Below are 16,786 nucleotides of genomic sequence, written 5' to 3'. Positions count from 1 at the left end.
TACCCGCTCATCCCGCAGCCCAGCGTTCGGTGCCGATCGGCACAGGCCCGGTGGGACGTCACCGGGTGGGGAAGATGTCAAGGGCGACTGCGGCGCGCACGGCGTCGCGCCGGGTATGGACTGCCAGCTTGCGGTAGATCGACGCGACGTGGGTCTTCACGGTGTTCGGGGAGAGGTGCAGTTCGGCGGCGATCTCGTGGACGGTTCGGTGTCCGGTCAGGTGTCGCATGACCGAGATCTCACCCGGGCTCAGCGGACCGCCGGCTGGCGGGGTGATGGCGGTCAGGGTGAGCTGGTTGAGGGTGGGGGCGAGCAGGTGGTGGTTGGCGTGGAACGGGTGCCGGAGTTGTTCCGGGTCGGCGAGGACCATGGCCTGGCGTAGCAGGTGTGTGGCGTGCTGCGTGTTGCCGGCGGTGTTCGCCTGGTGTGCCATGAGCAGGCGGAGCTCGACCTGAGCGAACAGCGAGATGTGCGGCTCGTCGAGTAGGGGCCGCAGCAGCCGATCGGTGCGGGCCTGCGGTTGCCGGGCGAGCAGGAGCTTCGCGGTGGTGATCGTGGCGGTCGACGCGGGGACGGCGGCGGCGTCGGCACGCCAGTGCCGGTGGGCGTCGTGGAGCCGGCCGGTGGCGATGAGGAGTTCGATCCGCAGCACTCGTGCGGCCCACTGTGGGACCAGCAACGCGTCGTCGCCGTCGACGATGAGCCGCTGGACGGCGTCCAACGCGGCGGCGTAGTCGTGTTCTTGCTGGCAGAGCAGCGCGGCCTGAAACTGTTGTGCGGCGACGAGCGCAGGTACCGACTGCCACAATTGGACCGCGAGCGCGTCGAGGTGCTGCACGGCCGCGTCGGGTGTGCCACGTTGGACGGCCACCTCGGCAAGGATCAGCCGCGCCCAGCCGTCGTCGTGGGAACCCACGAGGCCGTTCGCGCGAACGTCATCGCCGAGAGCGTCGGCATGCCGGGCGGCGTCGCGCAGCCGGCCGGTCATCCGGGCGATGACGGCGTGCAGGCGCAGCATCGTGGAGTGGCGCAACGGACAGCGGCCGGTCGCCGCGTCGGAGATCAGCGCGGCCTGCGCCGCTACGTGGTCCCCGCTTCGTAAGGCACGCCAGATCGGTTGCGCCGAGGGCTGGATCAGATCAGCGGGCCCCGCCGTCTCCCACCGGACGGCGGCCGCCGAGTGCCGGACCGTGGACGGCGGGGCTGCGGTGTTGTCGGTGAGGCCGCGGTGCACGGCGAAGGCGTGGGCGAGTGGTGCGTCGTTGGCGAGCGATGACCAGGGGCCCGGCGCCGCCGCGGTGGCCGCGGCCTGCGGCGTGGCCTCGCGGATCTGCGCGCCGTGTCGCTGCACGATCCCGATGGCCGACGACCGGTCCGCCGCGGCCAGCGCGTGGCGCAGCGCTTCGGCGGGCTGGGCGTGTGCGGCGTACCAGTTGGCGGCGGTGGCATGCAGGTGATGCGCGTGGGTGGGGTCCTCCTCGCTGAGTGTGGTGTAGAGGGCGATGCGCCAGAGCCGGTGGTAGCGGTACCAGGCGGACGTGTCGTCGAGGCGGGTGGCGAACATACCGTCGCGGGCGAGGTCGGCCAGGACATCGGCGGCGTCGATGCGGCCGGTGAGCGTGGTGAACAGGTCCGGGCCGACGGATTCCACCACGCTGGCGTCGCGCACGGCCTGGCGGAGGTCGGCCGGATACCGGCCCAACACGTCCCACATCACGTATTCCGACAGCCTCGCGCCGGTACGCAGCAGCTGTTCCAGGACGCCTTCCGGCTCATGCGGTTGCTCGCTCAGCGCCGCGGTCGCGACCACGAGACCCGCAGCCCACCCATCGGTGATGGCATACAGGCGCCTGCTGACGGCCGCGGGCAGGTCAAGCCCTCGCCGAACGCAGAGGTTGGCCGTTTCGGCGGCGGTGAAGGCCAGGTCACGCCCACGCAGCGCGCTGACCCGGGGGTGGCCCAGAGGTTGCGGGGAGCCGTCCGGTGGAGCGTGCCTGCCCAGCAGTACGACGTGCAGGCGGTCCTCGCCGGCGGCAAGCTGCCGCACCTCGGTCAGGAAGTCGGTGCCGACCACCGTCTCGGTGCCGTCCAGCGCCACGATCACCGGGCCGCCGGCGTGTTCAGGGATGTCCTCGTGCAGCGCCTGGGCCAGTTCGGCCGCGTTGACCGGCCACGACGGCCACCATGAAGGTGACCGCAGCGGCGCCTGCCACCATCGGGCGGTGATGGACGCGGCGAGGTCCACGAACACCGAGCGGTGCTCCGCGCCGACCGCTTCGATCCAGTCCACGACGAGGTCGGTCTTGCCCGCGCCGGCCGGAGCGTAGACCGTCGTGATCGAGTTTCCCCCCGGCGCGGCCAACGCCGCGTGCAGCCGGGTCCGGCGCAGATGGTGTGACCGTGACGCGTTCGCCGCGGCGGCTCGACCACCGACGGCGGTCGCAGGCGAGGACACATTACCGACCATAATGACCCTCTGGGTGACGTCGAATCCGTGACCTACGGAATTCGCCACCGGGGTCCGAGGTGACATCCGACGATATCGCAAACCCGGTCGGCCGTTCCAGCCCAGCCGGCGAAGCGGCCGGGCAGGCCCGGTCACGCAGGCTGGGTGATGGTGCGGCACGGTCGCAGTTTCAGGCGTTGCAGTTCGCGCGGCTGTGCCCTGCGCGGGGCCTGATACGAGGCCGGCCGGCGGGCAGGCTTCGTATCGGGGTGCTGTCCGGTGCGTCAGGTATTGGTGAGGTCAGCAAGGCTGCCCCGGTCGGTGACCGCGAGGTGGGCGACGTCGCTGAGCCGGCGGTTGGTCCGCCGGGCGTGGGCCCGGAGCAGCTCGAACGCGGCGTCGACGGAGATTTGGTGTGCCTGCGCGACGGCACCCTTGGCCTGCTCGATGACGATCCGGCTGTTCAACGCCCCTTGGAGTTGTTCGGTGAGGATCTCGCCGCGGTGGATCGTCCGTTCCTGCAGCAGGCCGATCGCGGCGACGTCGGCGAGTGCCTGCACGATCTGGACGTCAGCGTCGTCGAAGTTCGCACGGCCGGTGCCGAAGACGCCCATCGCGCCGATGACGTCGTTCCGCAGCCGCAGCGGAAACGCATGCACCGAGCGGAACCCGGCGGCCGTGGCGTAGGGCGCGAACCGCGGCCAGCGGGGCCCGGCGACGCTGAGATCGGCGTTGACGACCGGTCCGGCGGTGCGGAACGCGTCCAGGCAGGGACCGTCCTGCCACTGCAGCTGCAGCAGCTCCAACAACGTGGTTGTCTCGTCCGAGGCGGCCATGAACTGCAACCGGCCCTTCTCGTCGGCCAGCAGCAGCCCCACGGTGGCGTTCTCGACCAGCCCGGCGACGCGGTCGGCGAGCATCTGCATGAACTCGATCAGGTCGAACTCATCGACGAGGGTGTCGGCGACCTCGACGAAGATCCGCGCCAGGCGTTGCTCGGATACGGTGGTCATGACAGCTTCCCGGCCTTCCTACGATCGTCGTCGCGGTGGTCCTTGCGGGTCATGCGTGGCCGGTGTCGAACTGCAGGCGGCGGGCGACGATGTCCGCGGCCACCTCGCTCAACGGCCGGTTCGTGCCGTAGGCGTAGGCCCTGATCCGCACCAGGGCATCGGTGAGGGGGATGCCCAACTGGACCATGACCATGCCCTGAGCCTGGAACAGCTCGGCCCGGTGCTCGAACACCTCGTCGAACTCGCCGACGCCGGCCCGTTCCTGACCGTCCAGCAGCGTCACCACCATCAGGTCGGCGAACGTGAACGCCTGACCCAGTTCCGCTCGGGACAACGAGCCGGGCCGGGTGCGGAACACGTCCAGGACGCCGAGACGGGCCGCACCGATCTGCAACGGAAACGCGAACACTGCCCGGACCCCGGCGTCCCGGACCGCAGGCGTGTACATCGGCCATCGACTCGTCGCTCCATCTGCCAGATCGCTCACCAGAACCGGCCGGCCGGCCGCGAAAGCGTCGATGCAAGGGCCTTCGCCGAGGGTGAACTGCAGCTCCTCGATCCGCGCGGTACGCGGGTCCGAGGCTGCGGCCATGCCGTGCACGCCGCGGCCGGCCATCACGCTCACCCCAGCTCCAGAAGCGGACAGCGCATGCACGACGTCGACGCAGACGCGCTCCAACAGCTCAACCACGCCGGCCAACTTGCGCAACAGCCCAGCGCCGAAGACGCGGCGTGGCGCCTGACGTATGAGCATTGACCGCGCCGATCACGGGGGCGCAGGGCAACGGCTTACAACGTCGGGAATCGTGCCGGTAGCGCGTACGCATCCGCCGCACCCTTCCCGCAGATCGTCACTGTCAGCATTCAGGGTAGTCAGGCGCCGGGCCGACGTCGTGTCGCTGACGCTACTCCCTGCTATGCGCCGAGACAACGCCGGCAGCGGATGCCGCTGCCGGTCGGTCGGGTGCCACCGGTCCAGTAGGCGAGTTCGGCCTGCCAGGCGGCGTCGCCGGCCTCGGTGCGCTGGGCGTGGCCGGCGGCGCCGGCCAGTTCGAGCACCTGATCGGAGGTCAGAAGGTGCAGCCAGGTGTCCTCGGCCTCGACGGCCGTGGGGCCAGAGCCGGTAGGTCCATCCGGCCGTCTGGCTCCTCAACGTTCATGACCGGTGCCCGCGGAGCGTGCGAGCAGCGTGTCCAACTCTATCTGGGTCTGCCGATCGAACGTCGCCAGCAGGTCCATCGGCTGTTCCTTCTCCAGCGCTACGGCCATGCGGGCGGCCCAACGGTCCCCGGCGCGCCTGGCGGCAATGGCGTAGATCCACCCGACGGCGTCGGTCTCACGCTCGGGGGAGCGCCCGGCCAGCCGCCAGACCTCGATGAATGTAGCGTTGGTGACGGCAGCGACGTCGGCCGGGTCGAGCGGCACCGTGGCGACGTACGCGACCAATCCTGGGCGCAGTTGCGCGTGCAGCCTGGCGAACGCGGCCCGATCTGCGCGCGCGATCCGGATCATGAGGGCGGCCAGTCCGTTGGTGTTGACATGGTTGACATGCCGAGACTGAGTGCGATTTGTTCGGAATGTCACGATGATTCCCCCCGGTTCGAGACGTGAGCGCCTCGCCACCGGGGTCTGGGGTGGCTGCCGTGTGCAATCGTCACGCTACTCGGTCGGTTCGATCCGTGTGTCACTTCGAAGTCGGGCATCGCGTATCACGCGACCAGCGGCCATGCGGTCCGGACCGAAGAGACGATGTCAAGGATCGCCTGGGTGGCGGTAGGTCGATGGCTCCTCCTCATCACCTGAGCGTGACCGGCCGCGGCGGCTCGGGGACCGCGCCGGACGGGTTCCCGGTGCCGGACCGCAGCTCGTGCAAGGAGCGTCGCAGCAGCCGGGACACGCGCATCTGCGATGCCCAGCTCGCCGGCGATGGACGCCTGGGTCATCTCGTCGGTGAACCGTATGGCCAGGATGCGCAGACCATCCACAATGGACGAAAGATCTCGGTCGCCGAGGGCTTGGGCGGCACTGTCGTCCTACGCCGCTGTGCCGCGCCGAGGACGGTGCGCCGATGGTCGGGCAGTGGTAGCGTCAGGTCTCTTCGATGCCACCCCGGTCCCCGGTGGCGCCGGCCCGATGGCGAGGCGCCGCCGCAAAGTGGACGGGAGGCTCCATGACGCACCGCACCCCGGTCGGCCGGGAGATTCCGGCTGCGCTCGCGGCCTCGCCCTGCTGACCTTCTTCGCATCCGGGGGGAGAGAGCTCCCGGGCGGCATTGCGGTGCCGCCCGGGAGCTCTGGGATGTCCCCGTGCGAACTCCCGCGTCGATGCGCTGCAGCCGCCGCCGATCACCCCGGTCGGCTGCCATGGCCGTCGAAACGCCGCCGGTCAAGGAAATCGCGGACCCTCCGGCGTACGCCGGGCCGAGGCCGCGAAACGACTCGTGACGAGCATGTTGCCTACGCACGGAGTACCGTCGGAAATGCGGCCCAGGACCTCGGCGGCATCGTGTCGTCCTGTCGTCGATCTGAAAGCCGCACATCATGCTGGTTCAAGCCTCTGCTGCCGGCCCGCCGCCGCGCGCCGGCAGCCAGTACGCCCAGTTGTCGCGCCGGGTGAAACAGGCCGGCCTGCTGGAGCGGCGCCCCGGCTACTACGGCGTCCGCATCGGCGTCATCGGCTTCGCCTTCGTGGCGACGTGGGCCGTGTTCGTGCTCGTCGGTCCGTCGTGGTGGCAGCTGTGCACGGCGGTGGTGCTGGCCGTCCTGTTCACCCAGGTCGGCTTCCTCGGCCACGACGCGGGCCACCGCCAGATCTTCCGGTCCCGCCGCGCCAATGACGTGACGGGTCTGCTCCATGCGAACCTGCTGATCGGGCTGAGCTTCGGGTGGTGGATCGACAAGCACAACCGGCATCACGCCAACCCGAACACCGAGGGGGCCGATCCGGACATCGTGGTGGCGCCGCTGGCGTTCACCGCCGGCCAGGCTCGCCCGCTGCGAGGGGCACGGGCCGCGATCGTCAGGTGGCAGGGGTACCTCTTCCTGCCGCTGCTGACGCTGGAGGCGCTGAGCCTGCACCTCAGCAGTGTGGCTGCCGTGTTCGGGCGCCGGATGAAGCGCCGCCGCACCGAGGTTGCCCTGCTGGGCCTGCACGCGGCGCTCTACCTGTCGGCGGTGTTCCTCGTGCTCAGCCCCCTGCAGGGGGTGGTGTTCATCGGGGTCCACCAGGGGCTGTTCGGCGTGTACCTGGGCAGCGCGTTCGCCCCGAACCACAAGGGTATGCCGATCCTGCCGGCCGGCAGCACCCTGGACTTCTTCCACCGTCAGGTGCTGACCTCCCGGAACGTCCGGGGCAACGCGTTCATCGACATGGCGTTGGGCGGGCTCAATTATCAGATCGAGCATCATCTGTTCCCGAGCATGCCGCGCCCGACCCTGCGCCGGGCCCAGGTGCTCATCCGCCAGTTCTGCCGCGAGCACGGCGTGGAGTACTGCGAGACGACGCTCTGGCGGTCCTGGCGTGAGGTGCTGCGGCACCTCGACACCGTTGGAAGTGCACCCGCCCCTGTCTGAGCGTCGGCGCCGAGCGGTCACATCCATGCACGTCGAAGAGGGGCACCCCATGCCGTCCGCGCCGACCTCCGCACCGCAGTCACCCCTCGGCCCGAGGCTTTCGTTCCCGGCGGTGCGCGCCATACGAGCGCCGGTCAGACCGGTTGGCGACGTACTGTTGAGTGCAGGGTGTCGCGTCGTTCGTGCACGCGACAGCCGTATGTCTTCCTGCCATTCCATCCAAGACGATGAGGCGGGCACGGTAGGCCGAGACCTCGTCGTGCTGCGTCGGGTGGTGCTGCCCATGCGGCAGGCCCTCAACACCCCCGCCACGCCGGGATCGGAGGCGCGAACATGAGTGAGACCCAACGACCGGCGTCGTTGTCGGCCCGGGATGTGTTGTACGAGGCGGCGCGGGTCGCTTGCCTGGCCCCGTCGATCGCGAACTCCCAGCCGTGGCATTGGCGTATCCACGGCGACACCCTCGAACTACACGCGGACCGCTCGCGCCAGTTGACCGACGCCGACCCCCAGGGCCGGTCGATGATCATCAGCTGTGGTGCGGTCCTGCATCATGCCACCGTTGTGCTCGCCGTCCTCGGCGCCGCCGCCACAGCCGAACGAATCAACGACCCGGCCGACCCCGACCTGCTCGCCAGACTGACGCTGACCGGCCCCCACCAAGTAACAGCCGAAGACATGCGCCTACACCATGCCCTGCGTACACGTTGCACCGATCAGCGCCCGTTCCTGGGCATCGGACCGCTGCCGGACGAGGTGATCGACCTCCTGCACTACGCCGCCGAACCGTTCGAGGTCAGCACGCACGCACTCGACCCGTCACAGGCGGACCTCCTTACCCTCGCCGCACGGTCAACGGCGACAGTCGAGCGCCACGACGCCGGCTTTCAGGACGGGATGCCGCTCTGGACGACCTGCCCGGACGTAACGATCGGCGACGATGTGCAGGAGACGGGTGCCGCATCGGTAGGCGACGACGCGCCCGGCGCGTCCCCGGGTCTGGCTCCCGGGCACGGGGACGACCGGCATACGACCTACCTCGCGTTTACGACCACACACGACACCAGGGCGGACTGGCTGCGCACGGGCGAAGCGCTCAGCGCGGTCCTGCTCACCGCCACAACCATCGGGCTGGCGTCGTCGGTGATGAGCGATGTGGTGGAGGCTCCGGAGGTACGGGCGACCCTGCGTGAGGTGGTCGCACCGGCCGAGTATCCACAGCTGACCGTCCGGCTCGGGGTGAACGAGAGCGCCCCTGCGGCACCGCTGACACCGCGCCGCCCGCACGACGAGGTCATCGAGGTCGTAGCGACGAGATGACCAATGCCGCTACGGATCAGAAGGTTTGGGGTTCGAGTCCCTTCGGGCGTGCTTGATCGACTGGTGTCCGGCCTGCGAAAACGCGGGTCGGGTGCCATCCTCGCCTGCGCGAGGCGGCGAACCAGCCGGACGGGCCGGCCGACGGCTGTTGCCGGCCCGTCCGCCGGCGAGAGCATCAGCGGCCGGTGGGCGGGATCAACGAGGTGGGGTTGGAGGCCTTCTTGGCCTTCTTAGCGGTCCGTTTCTCCTTGAGCGTCCTGCCCTCTTTCTTGCGATCTTCCTTGTGCACGGATCTGCGCGCCATGGTGACCCTCTCAATCGTCGAAGGTTGGGCACGAGCTCAGCCGGTGGCTGAGTCCGGATCGGAGGCGGCGAGGACGGAGCCGCCGGCGGAGTCCAACCGCCGCGCGTGCTGCAATGCGGACAGCAGCGCGAGCGTCGACTCGGCGCCCTGGTTCTCGTTGCGCCCGGAGGCGGTCAGTCCGTCGCAGCCGCCGCCGGTCGACGGATCGTGCAGCGGCAGGCCGTTGTCGTTGGCGCCGAGGAACCAGTCGACCGCAGAAGCCAGGCCCCGCTCCCACCGGGGGTCGGCGCTGACGGTCATCGCCCGGGCGCACGCGTCGGCCATCGCGGCGGCCTCGATCGGCTGCTGGTCGAAGGCCGGGGGCCCGTCGTTCGGGCCGCCGCCACCGACCGGCGTGCACGACAGGTGACCGTCGTGGGTCTCCCGCTCCAACAGCCAAGCGAGCATGGTCAGCCCGTCGGCCGACGCCTTGCCGCCGGCCGCGATCAGGGTTTCCGCCAGGGCGGCATTGGCGTAGGTCAGGCGGGGCTCCGGCCATGGCCACGCCGGGTCGAGTGGCATCGCGCCGATCGTGACCACCGCGTCGTGCAGCAGCCAGCGGGCAGCGGAGTGATCCGGTCGCACGTCGAGGATCTCGGCGGCGCCGAGCGCCGCGAACGCCATCGCCCGTGGCCAGCGAGTGCGCCGATGCGCACCGGTTTCGAAGCACCGCAGGGCGGTCTCGCGGATCGACGGTAGAGGGCTGCGGGCCGCCGCGGTGCCGAGGCCCCACAGGCCCCGGCCCCACCAGTCACCGACCGCCGGCTCGTCGCGCCACCGCCGGTCCGGGCCGAGCCGGTTGCGGAACGCGCCGTCGGGCGACTGTGCCTCGACGAGGAACGCCAGATACCGTTCGCCGAGGCGGAGCAGGTCCGGCGGCGGGTCCGGCTCGCGGCAGATGATCAGCAGGCCGCGGGCGACGTCGTCGACGCAATACCCGTGCGACGTCCGCGGCGTGCTGTATTCGGCATGTTCGAACAGGCCCACGTCGTCACTGAGCCGGTGCAGGTGGGCGTACGACGCGCTGGGGCGCCGAGTCCCCATGGACCGCACCGCCGCGGAGATCGGCGAGCCGTCCGGAACAGTCATTGCGGAGGGCCGGAACCGGCGACGAAAACAGACATGACCCACCTTCCAATGGCGGGTGCGGCGCCGGCCGGCGAGCGCAGATGGCGAACCCGGCGCTGGTCATTCGGTGCAAGCACCATGCGACGGCGACCGTCATCAGGCGTCTGTCGAGCTGACAGCTCAACGGTTCCCACCGTACACGCCGTCGCGATCCGCGCCACCCGGCCGACCGCGCTACGCAGCCGGAGCCGGCACCGACCCGGTACAGGTAACCGTCGAAGAGCCAGGCGGCTCAGTGTGATCGACCGGCCGCGCCCCGAGATGTAGCGTGGAAGGGTGCCGCCCCGTCGGGTGGCCCGACCGGCCCGCCATGGTGCGTCCATTGTAGACGGTAGACCGGTGCCGCGACCCGCCGAAGGGACACGCGCCATGACCGTCGATCCTCCGACCTGTCTGCTGTATCTGCTGACCGTCGGCCGGGACAAGGAGCTCGTGCTGCGTGTGCACGGCACCGATCTCTCGCTGGAAGAGCTCACGGCATGGATGACCGAGGAGTCCGTGCACCCGCTGACGGTGTCACGGTTCGGTGACGAGCAGACCTCGACGCTGCTGCTGAACTTCCGGCACGTGGTCGGCGCGCGGCTCGCGCCGTACAGCGATACACGAGCTGGTTCGTTCTGACCCACCAGGCTGCGTGCTACGGTGGGCAACACTGGCCCGCCTCGATCGATGTCCCGGGTTGGTGACGGCGGATCGTCGTCTCGATGGTGTTCGCACCGAATGACCAGCGCCGGGTAAGCCATCTGCGCTCGCCGGTCGGCGCCGCACCCGCCATGAAGGTGGGTCATGCCAGGAATGCACGGCTACCACTCCGTCCGCACCGATCTCCGGCCCGACGGTGTCGCATGACGATTTCCTACGGGTTTCTGAGCACCTATCCACCGACCCAGTGTGGCCTGGCGACGTTCACGGCATCGCTGCTGGGCGCGCTCACCGCGCCGGTCGGCGGTGACCGCGCGGGCGTGATGCGGCTGGTGGAGTCCACGGCATACGCGGACCGCCCCGAGGTCATCGGCCACCTGCTGGTCAACGCCCCGGGGGCCGAGGGGCCGGCGGCCTCCGCGCTCAATCGCCACGACGTCGTCATCGTCCAGCACGAGTACGGAATCTTCGGCGGGGCCGACGGAGAGCACCTGATACCGCTGCTGCGCCTGCTCCGCACCCCGGTGATCGTCGTACTGCACACCGTGCTGGCTGAGCCCACCGTGCACCAGAGGGAGGTGCTGGAGCAGGTCGTCGCGCTGGCCGGCGCCGCCGTGACCATGACCGAAGCGGCCCGCGCGCGGCTGGTCCTGCAGTACGGCGTGGACCCGGACAAGGTCACCGTCATTCCGCACGGCGCGCCCGAGCGGCCGCCGCTGCGTCTGCTCAACCCCAAGAGCGAACTTACGATCCTGACGTGGGGGCTCCTCGGCCCGGGCAAGGGAATCGAGTGGGCGATCGGTGGGCTGCGACTGGTACGGCATCTGCTGCCGCGCCCCCGATATGTCATCGCCGGACAGACACACCCCAAGGTGCTCATCGAGCAGGGCGAGACATACCGGCTCATGCTGTACGCCCGGACCCGGGCACTCGGCGTAGCCGGCCTGGTCACCTTCGAGCGCGCCTACCTCGATCAGGTCCGCCTCGACCGGCTGATCGGGCGCGCCGACGTGGTGCTGCTCCCGTACGACTCCCCCGATCAGGCCACTTCCGGCGTGCTCGTCGAGGCGCTGGCGGCGCACAAGCCCGTCATCGCCACCGCTTTTCCCCATGCGCAGGAGTTGCTCGGCGACGGCGCCGGAATCCTCGTGCCGCACCAGGACGCTTCGGCGATCGGCGCCGCGCTCAAGCGCGTGCTCACCGAGCCTGATCTGGTCGCCGACATGCACGACAGGGCCAAACAGATCGCGCACGGTACGCAATGGAGCGCCGTCGCCGAGCGCTACCGGGCGCTCGCGGCGACACTGCTGAGCCGGGCGCCGGTTCCGCTGTGACCGGGCGACACCGGCGTCGTCATCCGAGCACCTGCTGTGGCTCGGCGATGACACCGGTCCGCTCGAGCCGCTTCCGGCGTACGCCACACACGCGTCCCGCAGGTCTTGATCGCCGCGGGGCAGCATCTCGATCGCCCGTTCTCGTCATTTGAGGGGATGCGCCTGCTCCCGAGAGAAGGCCCGCATGACCGATGACATTCACGAACCCGCCCCCACCGGGCGCCGCGGCTCCCGGCTGGAGTTGCGCACCACATTCCCGGCCCCTTCGGCCGCCGCACTCGACGGTGCGTGGTGGCCGCGGAGCCGGGACAGCGTCGGCGAGCTCGTCGCGCTCATCGGCGCGCTGGACGCGCGCCAGGCGCCGGTCAGGCTGCTCATGCTCAATCCTCAAGGTTGGCACGGCCATCCCCACCGGATCGACGTGGCGGATCGAAGCGTCCGGATCGCCTGGATACCGATGCTCGACCGGTCCGTCGTGATCGGCGCGACCGCTCGAGGCGTCCGGATCGACCTGCAACTGATGGTGTCGGCCGACAGCGGCCGGATCGACGCGGTCGCGGATCCGGTGACCCGCTAAGCGGCAGAGGCGCGACGCCTCGCCACGCGGGCCGACGTGCGAACGATGAGTTCACACAGGGTCTACGGCCGCCGGTTCCGGCCGTTGACCGCTTCGCTCAGCGTCGAGTCCCATTCAGCCCTGGACGCGGCGTCGTCCTCAGCCGCAGGAGGGCGGCAGGTCGCGCTTGGCGAGGATGCTGTTGAGGTGTTTGCTCAAAGATTTCTCAGTGGATTCCGGGCCTGGCCGCGACCACCGAGTTGGAACGGCCTTCGGCCATCTCGCTGAGCACGCCGAGTTCACGGGTCCCAGCCGCGATCGTGGGCTGCAGCCCATCGTCGGCGTCCGCTGCGCTGCAGCGGCCCCGTTCCTGGTGCACGGTCACCGGCGAACCCGGAACCAGCGCTGCGGAATGAGCCGGCATCGAGGCTCTGCGCGAACGTTCGATCCAATGGATCTACGTTCGTGAGCCTCGGCGTCGATGCAGTCGCCATGTGCTGCTTGAGGCTTGATGCTGCGGGTATCAAGAGGTGGAGCGCATCACGCCGAGGGAGGCGCGAGGATCATGACCGACGACTCGGCAACCGGCCACGAACGACCCGACGCGGTCGCCGCGATCGCAGCTCGCCCTGAGGCTACCGGCGTACGCCGGGGTGACCAGCGGCGAGTGCGTCAGCTCGTCTGGCGGCCGGCTGATGGCGAGCGGGTCGCTGTCGTGGCCCGGGCACGCAACTGGTTGGGTCGGTCGTTGCCGCGGCTTGTCGAACTCGGCTCATGCGTCCGGTTGCAGGAGGACACCGAACTGCTGCTGTCCGAACTCGTCACCAACGCCGTCCTGCACGCCGGCGGCGTCACTACCATCCGGCTGCGCCTCGCCGGCGAGATCCTTCGCGTCACCGTCTGCGATCATGTCACCGCCGTGCCCGCCCTGCGCAACACCGAACCCGATGACGAGCACGGTCGAGGTCTGGCACTGGTCACGGCGCTCGCCACCAGGTGGGGAGTCGAGCGCCGCCACCCCGTCACCGGGAAGTGCGTCTGGCTGGAGCTGTCCACCGCGCCGTTGTAGGGCGCCTTCGGCCCGACGGTCATGGCAGCGGCGAAGACTCCCTGATGGAGCGGCGCATGGCCCACGATCGGCGTGCCGTGGCGCGCTGCGTCGTGCCCGCCATGCGCGACGGCTGCTATGTGCTGGTGCGTCTCGGGGTCTGCGCGGCGGAGGTCGCTGTCGGATGGCCGAACAGCGCGGACGGGCCCGTACCTGAGGCCGGTGGCCGCCTCGACTCAGCTTGCGGGCGCTTCTTCGGCTCCGGTACGGCGGGGCTGCGGTGTGGCGGGCGGATCGTTGAGAATCTCGGCGGGGTGCAGGTGGTTGCTCGGATCCGCGGCTGCGGTCATGGCTGCCTCGGCGAGGGCTGTCAGGGTGTCCGACGGTACGACGAGCAGGTCGATCTGGTCGCCCCGTTCGGTGGTGGCGACGACGATGCCGGGGTCCACGTTGGCGAACCACCCGGTCCGCACGACGTGTGTGGGCATCGCCAGCCGCCGGAAGCGGACGTCCCAGGTGTCGCTGTTGAGCATCAGCAGGCGGATCGGACCGTACCGGGCGTCGAGGGCGGCGACGAGGCCGGGGAGCTCGGCCACCGGATCCCAGGAGCGGGGCCACCATCCGCCGTCCAGGACGGCGCTGGCGGCGCGGGTGGGGGCGAGGCGGAGCCGCGGCGACGACGGCGGGCCGGAAGGGGTGATAGTGGCACGCTGGGCTTTGGTGAGCATGATCGACCGTTCTGAACGACATGCACGACGGACCGTCATGCGGGGGCCTGGCGAATGCGATGGGCCGGCCAGGTGCCGACGTTTCACCGCCACCAGCTGACCTTGAATCTCGTGAGGGCTCGCATCGGTGAGGTGGGACCGACGATGCGGATCGAACGCCGGCGGTCAGGCGTCCGTCCGTCGTTGATGCACGATCACGATGCAGGGCTGTTGCGGAGCAATGGGCCGCGCGCGTGTCGTGCTCAGCGTCGCTGGCGGCGGGAGAGGCGGCGGAGTTGGGTGATCCGGGCTGCGCCGACGGTCATGGTCACGATCGCGGCGCCGACAGCGGCGACCAGCAGGGCCATGGCCAAGGGCAGGTTGCCGTGCATCCACAGGAAGGTGACCTCGATGCTGCGGGTGTTCTGCAACATGAAGACGATCAATACGACGAGGAACAACGCCGCGGCGCAGATGCCGAACCAGACGGCGCCGGTGCGGGGCATACTGCCGGCTGGCGGGGCCGCTTGGTCGGTGGGATCCTGCTGGGTAAGAGTCGCCGGGCGAGCCAACGGCCCCGTGCCGCTCGGGTTGGCGGGCACCGTTCGGGCCGGATGGAAGTCGTTCGACATGACATCCCCCTTTGGGGGGTGGGCCGGTATGGCGGGCACCTCAGGAAGTGATGTCGTCGAGTCCGGGATGCCTGCATCGTACTCGTGTTCGGTCGGATGTGCTCGACTGTCTGTCGCCGCCCGATGCGCGCCGTGCGTAGCCGTCAACGTAGCCAGCACATACGCGAGCGATGCCAGAAACCTGCGCATCGCGGGTCAACAACTGTTGTCGGGTTCTTGAGACAGGAGCTTCGTCCGGCTCTCAGTGATCACGTCCTTGCGCGGAATGGCTCACTGGGGCGGCTGCGGCCGTGTCGAGATTCGTCCGCCGGCTGGCGGGGCGCGGTGATCGCGTTGTGTTCCTGTGGTGATCGGATGTACCGCAACTGTCGAGCACAACCGGCACCGATCCAGCACAGGGGCGAAGCCACCTAGTTGAGTCGGCCTGGAGCGCGGTGCTGGCGTTGCCGCTGGTCCGTTTCTCCAGGCCGCTCGCCGAACCCGCCGTGCGCGTCTCCGCGCAACGGGCTCTCCACGGTTGCTGTCGCTAGGCGTTGTCGGTTGCGGGCCAGGGGTTGGGGATCGTGGTGCCGCGCCAGCGGTAGCGGGTCACGGGGATGGCCGCTATCGGCCGGTGCTCGATCCCGTCCGCGGTGATCGGTTGCCACCTGCCGGTGGGCGTGGTGAACCGTCTGCGGATGGCCGTCCAGTTCCAGTGGTGCCGTCGCATGAGCATGTTGATCAGCCGTCGCCACGTGAAGGTGTCGAGCGTGCTGAAGGTGTGCTTGGCCACGGCGTGCCGGAAGTAGTTGGCCCAGCCGTGCGTGACCTGGTTCAACCTGGTCAGCACGGACCTGAGGTCCTGCTGTGATGTCCTGTGGGTCAGTGCCCGGATCTTCGCCTTCAGTGACCGGATCGGTCGTTGGGCGATGAACGTGTAGACATGCCACTTGTTCGATCCCCGCTTGCGGCGCCACCGGATGTGGAACCCCAGGAAGTCGAACCCGTCGCTCATGTGCACCACCGTGGTCTTGGCTGGTGACAGCCGCAGCCCGAGCGGCGCGAGCACGTTCGCGACGTCCTCGCGCAGCGCGTGCACGTGGTCCTCGGTGCCGTGCACGAGGATCACGAAGTCGTCGGCGTAACGGACCAGCCGCCACGTCGGCAACCCTTTGCTGCGCCGGTAGTTGCGGCGTGCGCTGGTGGACATCGTCCCGCCCGGCTTCCACGGCGCCGTCAGATGCTCATCGAGCACCGACAGCGCGATGTTGGCCAGCAGCGGCGACAGGATGCCACCCTGCGGCGTGCCGGTGTGCGTGTCCTGCCGCTCACCCAGTTCGGTGAGAATCCCGGCCTTCAGAAACGCTTTCACCAGCGCGAGCACGCGTTTGTCCTTGATCCTCGCCCGGACGCGGTCCATCAACGCCGTGTGGTCGATGGAGTCGAAACACGCTTCGATGTCCGCGTCGAGCACCCACCGGTACCCGTTGGTGCCGTAGAGGTGGATGTCGGCAATCGCGTCCTGCGCCCGCCGCTTGGGCCGGAACCCGTAGGAAACCGGCTGGAAGTCGGCCTCGAAGATCGGCTCCAGCACCAGCTTCAACGCCGCCTGCACGACCCGATCCGCCACCGTCGGTATCCCGAGGCGGCGGACCTTGCCCGACCCGCCCGGCTTCGGGATCTTGCGTTCCCGCACTGGCAGTGGCCGGAACGTGCCCGCCTTGAGCTGGGCACGCAGGTCGTTCAGGAACCCGGTGGCCCCGAGGGTCTCCTCGATCTGCGTGACGGTCAGGCCGTCGACGCCGGGGGAGCGGGCGCCCAGGTTGCCCGCGACCCGGTCGAACGCCAACCGCAGCGTCGCCGGGTCGTGCACGAGGTTGAACAGGTCATCGAACCGGCGGCCAGGATCAGCCGCCGCCCATCGGTGAAGTTTGGCCTGCATCTTCGCTACCCACCCATGCGGACCGAGGACCTGTTCGGGTGGAGCGTCGCTGTTCGGCGGCGCGTCTTGCGGCATTGCAGTCTCCGTCCCTTCGCGTAACCGCTGCCGCCCTTCCCCATGTGCC

General features: G+C 69.6%; 15 protein-coding genes. 6 read left to right on the top strand and 9 right to left on the bottom strand.

Annotated elements, in window-relative coordinates; translation table 11 throughout:
* Positions 1 to 58: 58 nt before the first annotated feature.
* The 5 genes from AB0J72_RS00160 to AB0J72_RS00140 form a co-directional block, all read right to left on the bottom strand.
* Positions 59 to 2,455, bottom strand: coding sequence for a LuxR C-terminal-related transcriptional regulator (locus tag AB0J72_RS00160; protein WP_363392630.1), 2,397 nt, complete (start codon positions 2,453 to 2,455; stop codon positions 59 to 61).
* A gap of 275 nt (positions 2,456 to 2,730) precedes the next feature.
* Complete coding sequence (locus AB0J72_RS00155) at positions 2,731 to 3,459, bottom strand: GAF and ANTAR domain-containing protein (protein WP_363392627.1); 729 nt, start codon at positions 3,457 to 3,459, stop codon at positions 2,731 to 2,733.
* 49 nt (positions 3,460 to 3,508) lie between these two features.
* Positions 3,509 to 4,150 (bottom strand): GAF and ANTAR domain-containing protein, encoded by a 642-nt coding sequence (locus AB0J72_RS00150; protein WP_363392625.1) that lies wholly within the window; start codon positions 4,148 to 4,150, stop codon positions 3,509 to 3,511.
* 224 nt (positions 4,151 to 4,374) lie between these two features.
* Entirely contained in the window at positions 4,375 to 4,518 is a 144-nt protein-coding gene (locus AB0J72_RS00145; RefSeq protein WP_363392622.1) for a hypothetical protein, read from the bottom strand.
* A gap of 90 nt (positions 4,519 to 4,608) precedes the next feature.
* Positions 4,609 to 5,043, bottom strand: a complete 435-nt coding sequence (locus tag AB0J72_RS00140; RefSeq protein WP_363392619.1) for a hypothetical protein — start codon at positions 5,041 to 5,043, stop codon at positions 4,609 to 4,611.
* 956 nt (positions 5,044 to 5,999) lie between these two features.
* Between AB0J72_RS00140 and AB0J72_RS00135 the strand changes: the two genes are divergently transcribed.
* Together AB0J72_RS00135 and AB0J72_RS00130 are read left to right on the top strand one after the other, a co-directional pair.
* On the top strand, positions 6,000 to 7,031 hold the full coding sequence (locus AB0J72_RS00135) for an acyl-CoA desaturase (protein WP_363392616.1): 1,032 nt from the start codon (positions 6,000 to 6,002) through the stop codon (positions 7,029 to 7,031).
* 333 nt (positions 7,032 to 7,364) lie between these two features.
* Entirely contained in the window at positions 7,365 to 8,351 is a 987-nt protein-coding gene (locus tag AB0J72_RS00130; protein ID WP_363392613.1) for a nitroreductase, read from the top strand.
* A 340-nt stretch (positions 8,352 to 8,691) separates the two neighbouring features.
* Here AB0J72_RS00130 and AB0J72_RS00125 read toward each other — a convergent pair whose 3' ends face one another.
* Positions 8,692 to 9,738, bottom strand: coding sequence for a glycosyltransferase (locus AB0J72_RS00125; RefSeq protein WP_363392610.1), 1,047 nt, complete (start codon positions 9,736 to 9,738; stop codon positions 8,692 to 8,694).
* Positions 9,739 to 10,191: 453 nt separating this feature from the next.
* Between AB0J72_RS00125 and AB0J72_RS00120 the strand changes: the two genes are divergently transcribed.
* The 4 genes from AB0J72_RS00120 (at position 10,192) to AB0J72_RS00105 (ending at position 13,423) form a co-directional block, all read left to right on the top strand.
* Positions 10,192 to 10,443 carry a hypothetical protein gene (locus AB0J72_RS00120; protein ID WP_363392608.1) on the top strand — a complete coding sequence of 84 codons (252 nt, stop codon included), beginning with the start codon at positions 10,192 to 10,194 and terminating at the stop codon, positions 10,441 to 10,443.
* A 224-nt stretch (positions 10,444 to 10,667) separates the two neighbouring features.
* A complete protein-coding gene (locus tag AB0J72_RS00115; RefSeq protein WP_363392605.1) occupies positions 10,668 to 11,798 on the top strand; it encodes a glycosyltransferase in 1,131 nt (376 codons plus the stop codon).
* Between the two features lie 184 nt (positions 11,799 to 11,982).
* The gene (locus AB0J72_RS00110; RefSeq protein ID WP_363392602.1) at positions 11,983 to 12,375 is read left to right on the top strand and encodes a DUF5994 family protein; all 393 of its coding nucleotides are present in this window, start codon (positions 11,983 to 11,985) and stop codon (positions 12,373 to 12,375) included.
* Positions 12,376 to 12,919: 544 nt separating this feature from the next.
* Positions 12,920 to 13,423 carry an ATP-binding protein gene (locus tag AB0J72_RS00105; RefSeq protein WP_363392599.1) on the top strand — a complete coding sequence of 168 codons (504 nt, stop codon included), beginning with the start codon at positions 12,920 to 12,922 and terminating at the stop codon, positions 13,421 to 13,423.
* A gap of 215 nt (positions 13,424 to 13,638) precedes the next feature.
* Here the strand turns inward: AB0J72_RS00105 and AB0J72_RS00100 are convergent, their stop codons facing one another.
* The 3 genes from AB0J72_RS00100 to ltrA form a co-directional block, all read right to left on the bottom strand.
* Positions 13,639 to 14,130, bottom strand: coding sequence for a DUF5994 family protein (locus tag AB0J72_RS00100; protein WP_363392596.1), 492 nt, complete (start codon positions 14,128 to 14,130; stop codon positions 13,639 to 13,641).
* Between the two features lie 242 nt (positions 14,131 to 14,372).
* Positions 14,373 to 14,741, bottom strand: a complete 369-nt coding sequence (locus AB0J72_RS00095; protein WP_363392593.1) for a lipopolysaccharide assembly protein LapA domain-containing protein — start codon at positions 14,739 to 14,741, stop codon at positions 14,373 to 14,375.
* 526 nt (positions 14,742 to 15,267) lie between these two features.
* Entirely contained in the window at positions 15,268 to 16,662 is a 1,395-nt protein-coding gene (gene ltrA / locus AB0J72_RS00090) for a group II intron reverse transcriptase/maturase (protein ID WP_363392590.1), read from the bottom strand.
* Positions 16,663 to 16,786 lie beyond the last annotated feature (124 nt).

This window comes from Dactylosporangium sp. NPDC049742, assembly GCF_040674675.1.
GTDB classification, from domain to species: Bacteria; Actinomycetota; Actinomycetes; order Mycobacteriales; family Micromonosporaceae; genus Dactylosporangium; species Dactylosporangium maewongense.
This window is presented reverse-complemented; position numbering and strand designations above follow the sequence as displayed.

What these genes read in the sequence shown, in the direction of transcription:
- AB0J72_RS00100 (WP_363392596.1), bottom strand. Translation starts at nt 14,130, where the DNA reads ATGCTCACCAAAGCCCAGCGTGCCACTATCACCCCTTCCGGCCCGCCG.
- AB0J72_RS00120 (WP_363392608.1), top strand. Translation starts at nt 10,192, where the DNA reads ATGACCGTCGATCCTCCGACCTGTCTGCTGTATCTGCTGACCGTCGGC.
- AB0J72_RS00135 (WP_363392616.1), top strand. Translation starts at nt 6,000, where the DNA reads ATGCTGGTTCAAGCCTCTGCTGCCGGCCCGCCGCCGCGCGCCGGCAGC.
- AB0J72_RS00115 (WP_363392605.1), top strand. Translation starts at nt 10,668, where the DNA reads ATGACGATTTCCTACGGGTTTCTGAGCACCTATCCACCGACCCAGTGT.
- AB0J72_RS00125 (WP_363392610.1), bottom strand. Translation starts at nt 9,738, where the DNA reads ATGGGGACTCGGCGCCCCAGCGCGTCGTACGCCCACCTGCACCGGCTC.
- AB0J72_RS00110 (WP_363392602.1), top strand. Translation starts at nt 11,983, where the DNA reads ATGACCGATGACATTCACGAACCCGCCCCCACCGGGCGCCGCGGCTCC.
- AB0J72_RS00155 (WP_363392627.1), bottom strand. Translation starts at nt 3,459, where the DNA reads ATGACCACCGTATCCGAGCAACGCCTGGCGCGGATCTTCGTCGAGGTC.
- AB0J72_RS00105 (WP_363392599.1), top strand. Translation starts at nt 12,920, where the DNA reads ATGACCGACGACTCGGCAACCGGCCACGAACGACCCGACGCGGTCGCC.
- AB0J72_RS00095 (WP_363392593.1), bottom strand. Translation starts at nt 14,741, where the DNA reads ATGTCGAACGACTTCCATCCGGCCCGAACGGTGCCCGCCAACCCGAGC.
- AB0J72_RS00130 (WP_363392613.1), top strand. Translation starts at nt 7,365, where the DNA reads ATGAGTGAGACCCAACGACCGGCGTCGTTGTCGGCCCGGGATGTGTTG.
- ltrA (WP_363392590.1), bottom strand. Translation starts at nt 16,662, where the DNA reads ATGCAGGCCAAACTTCACCGATGGGCGGCGGCTGATCCTGGCCGCCGG.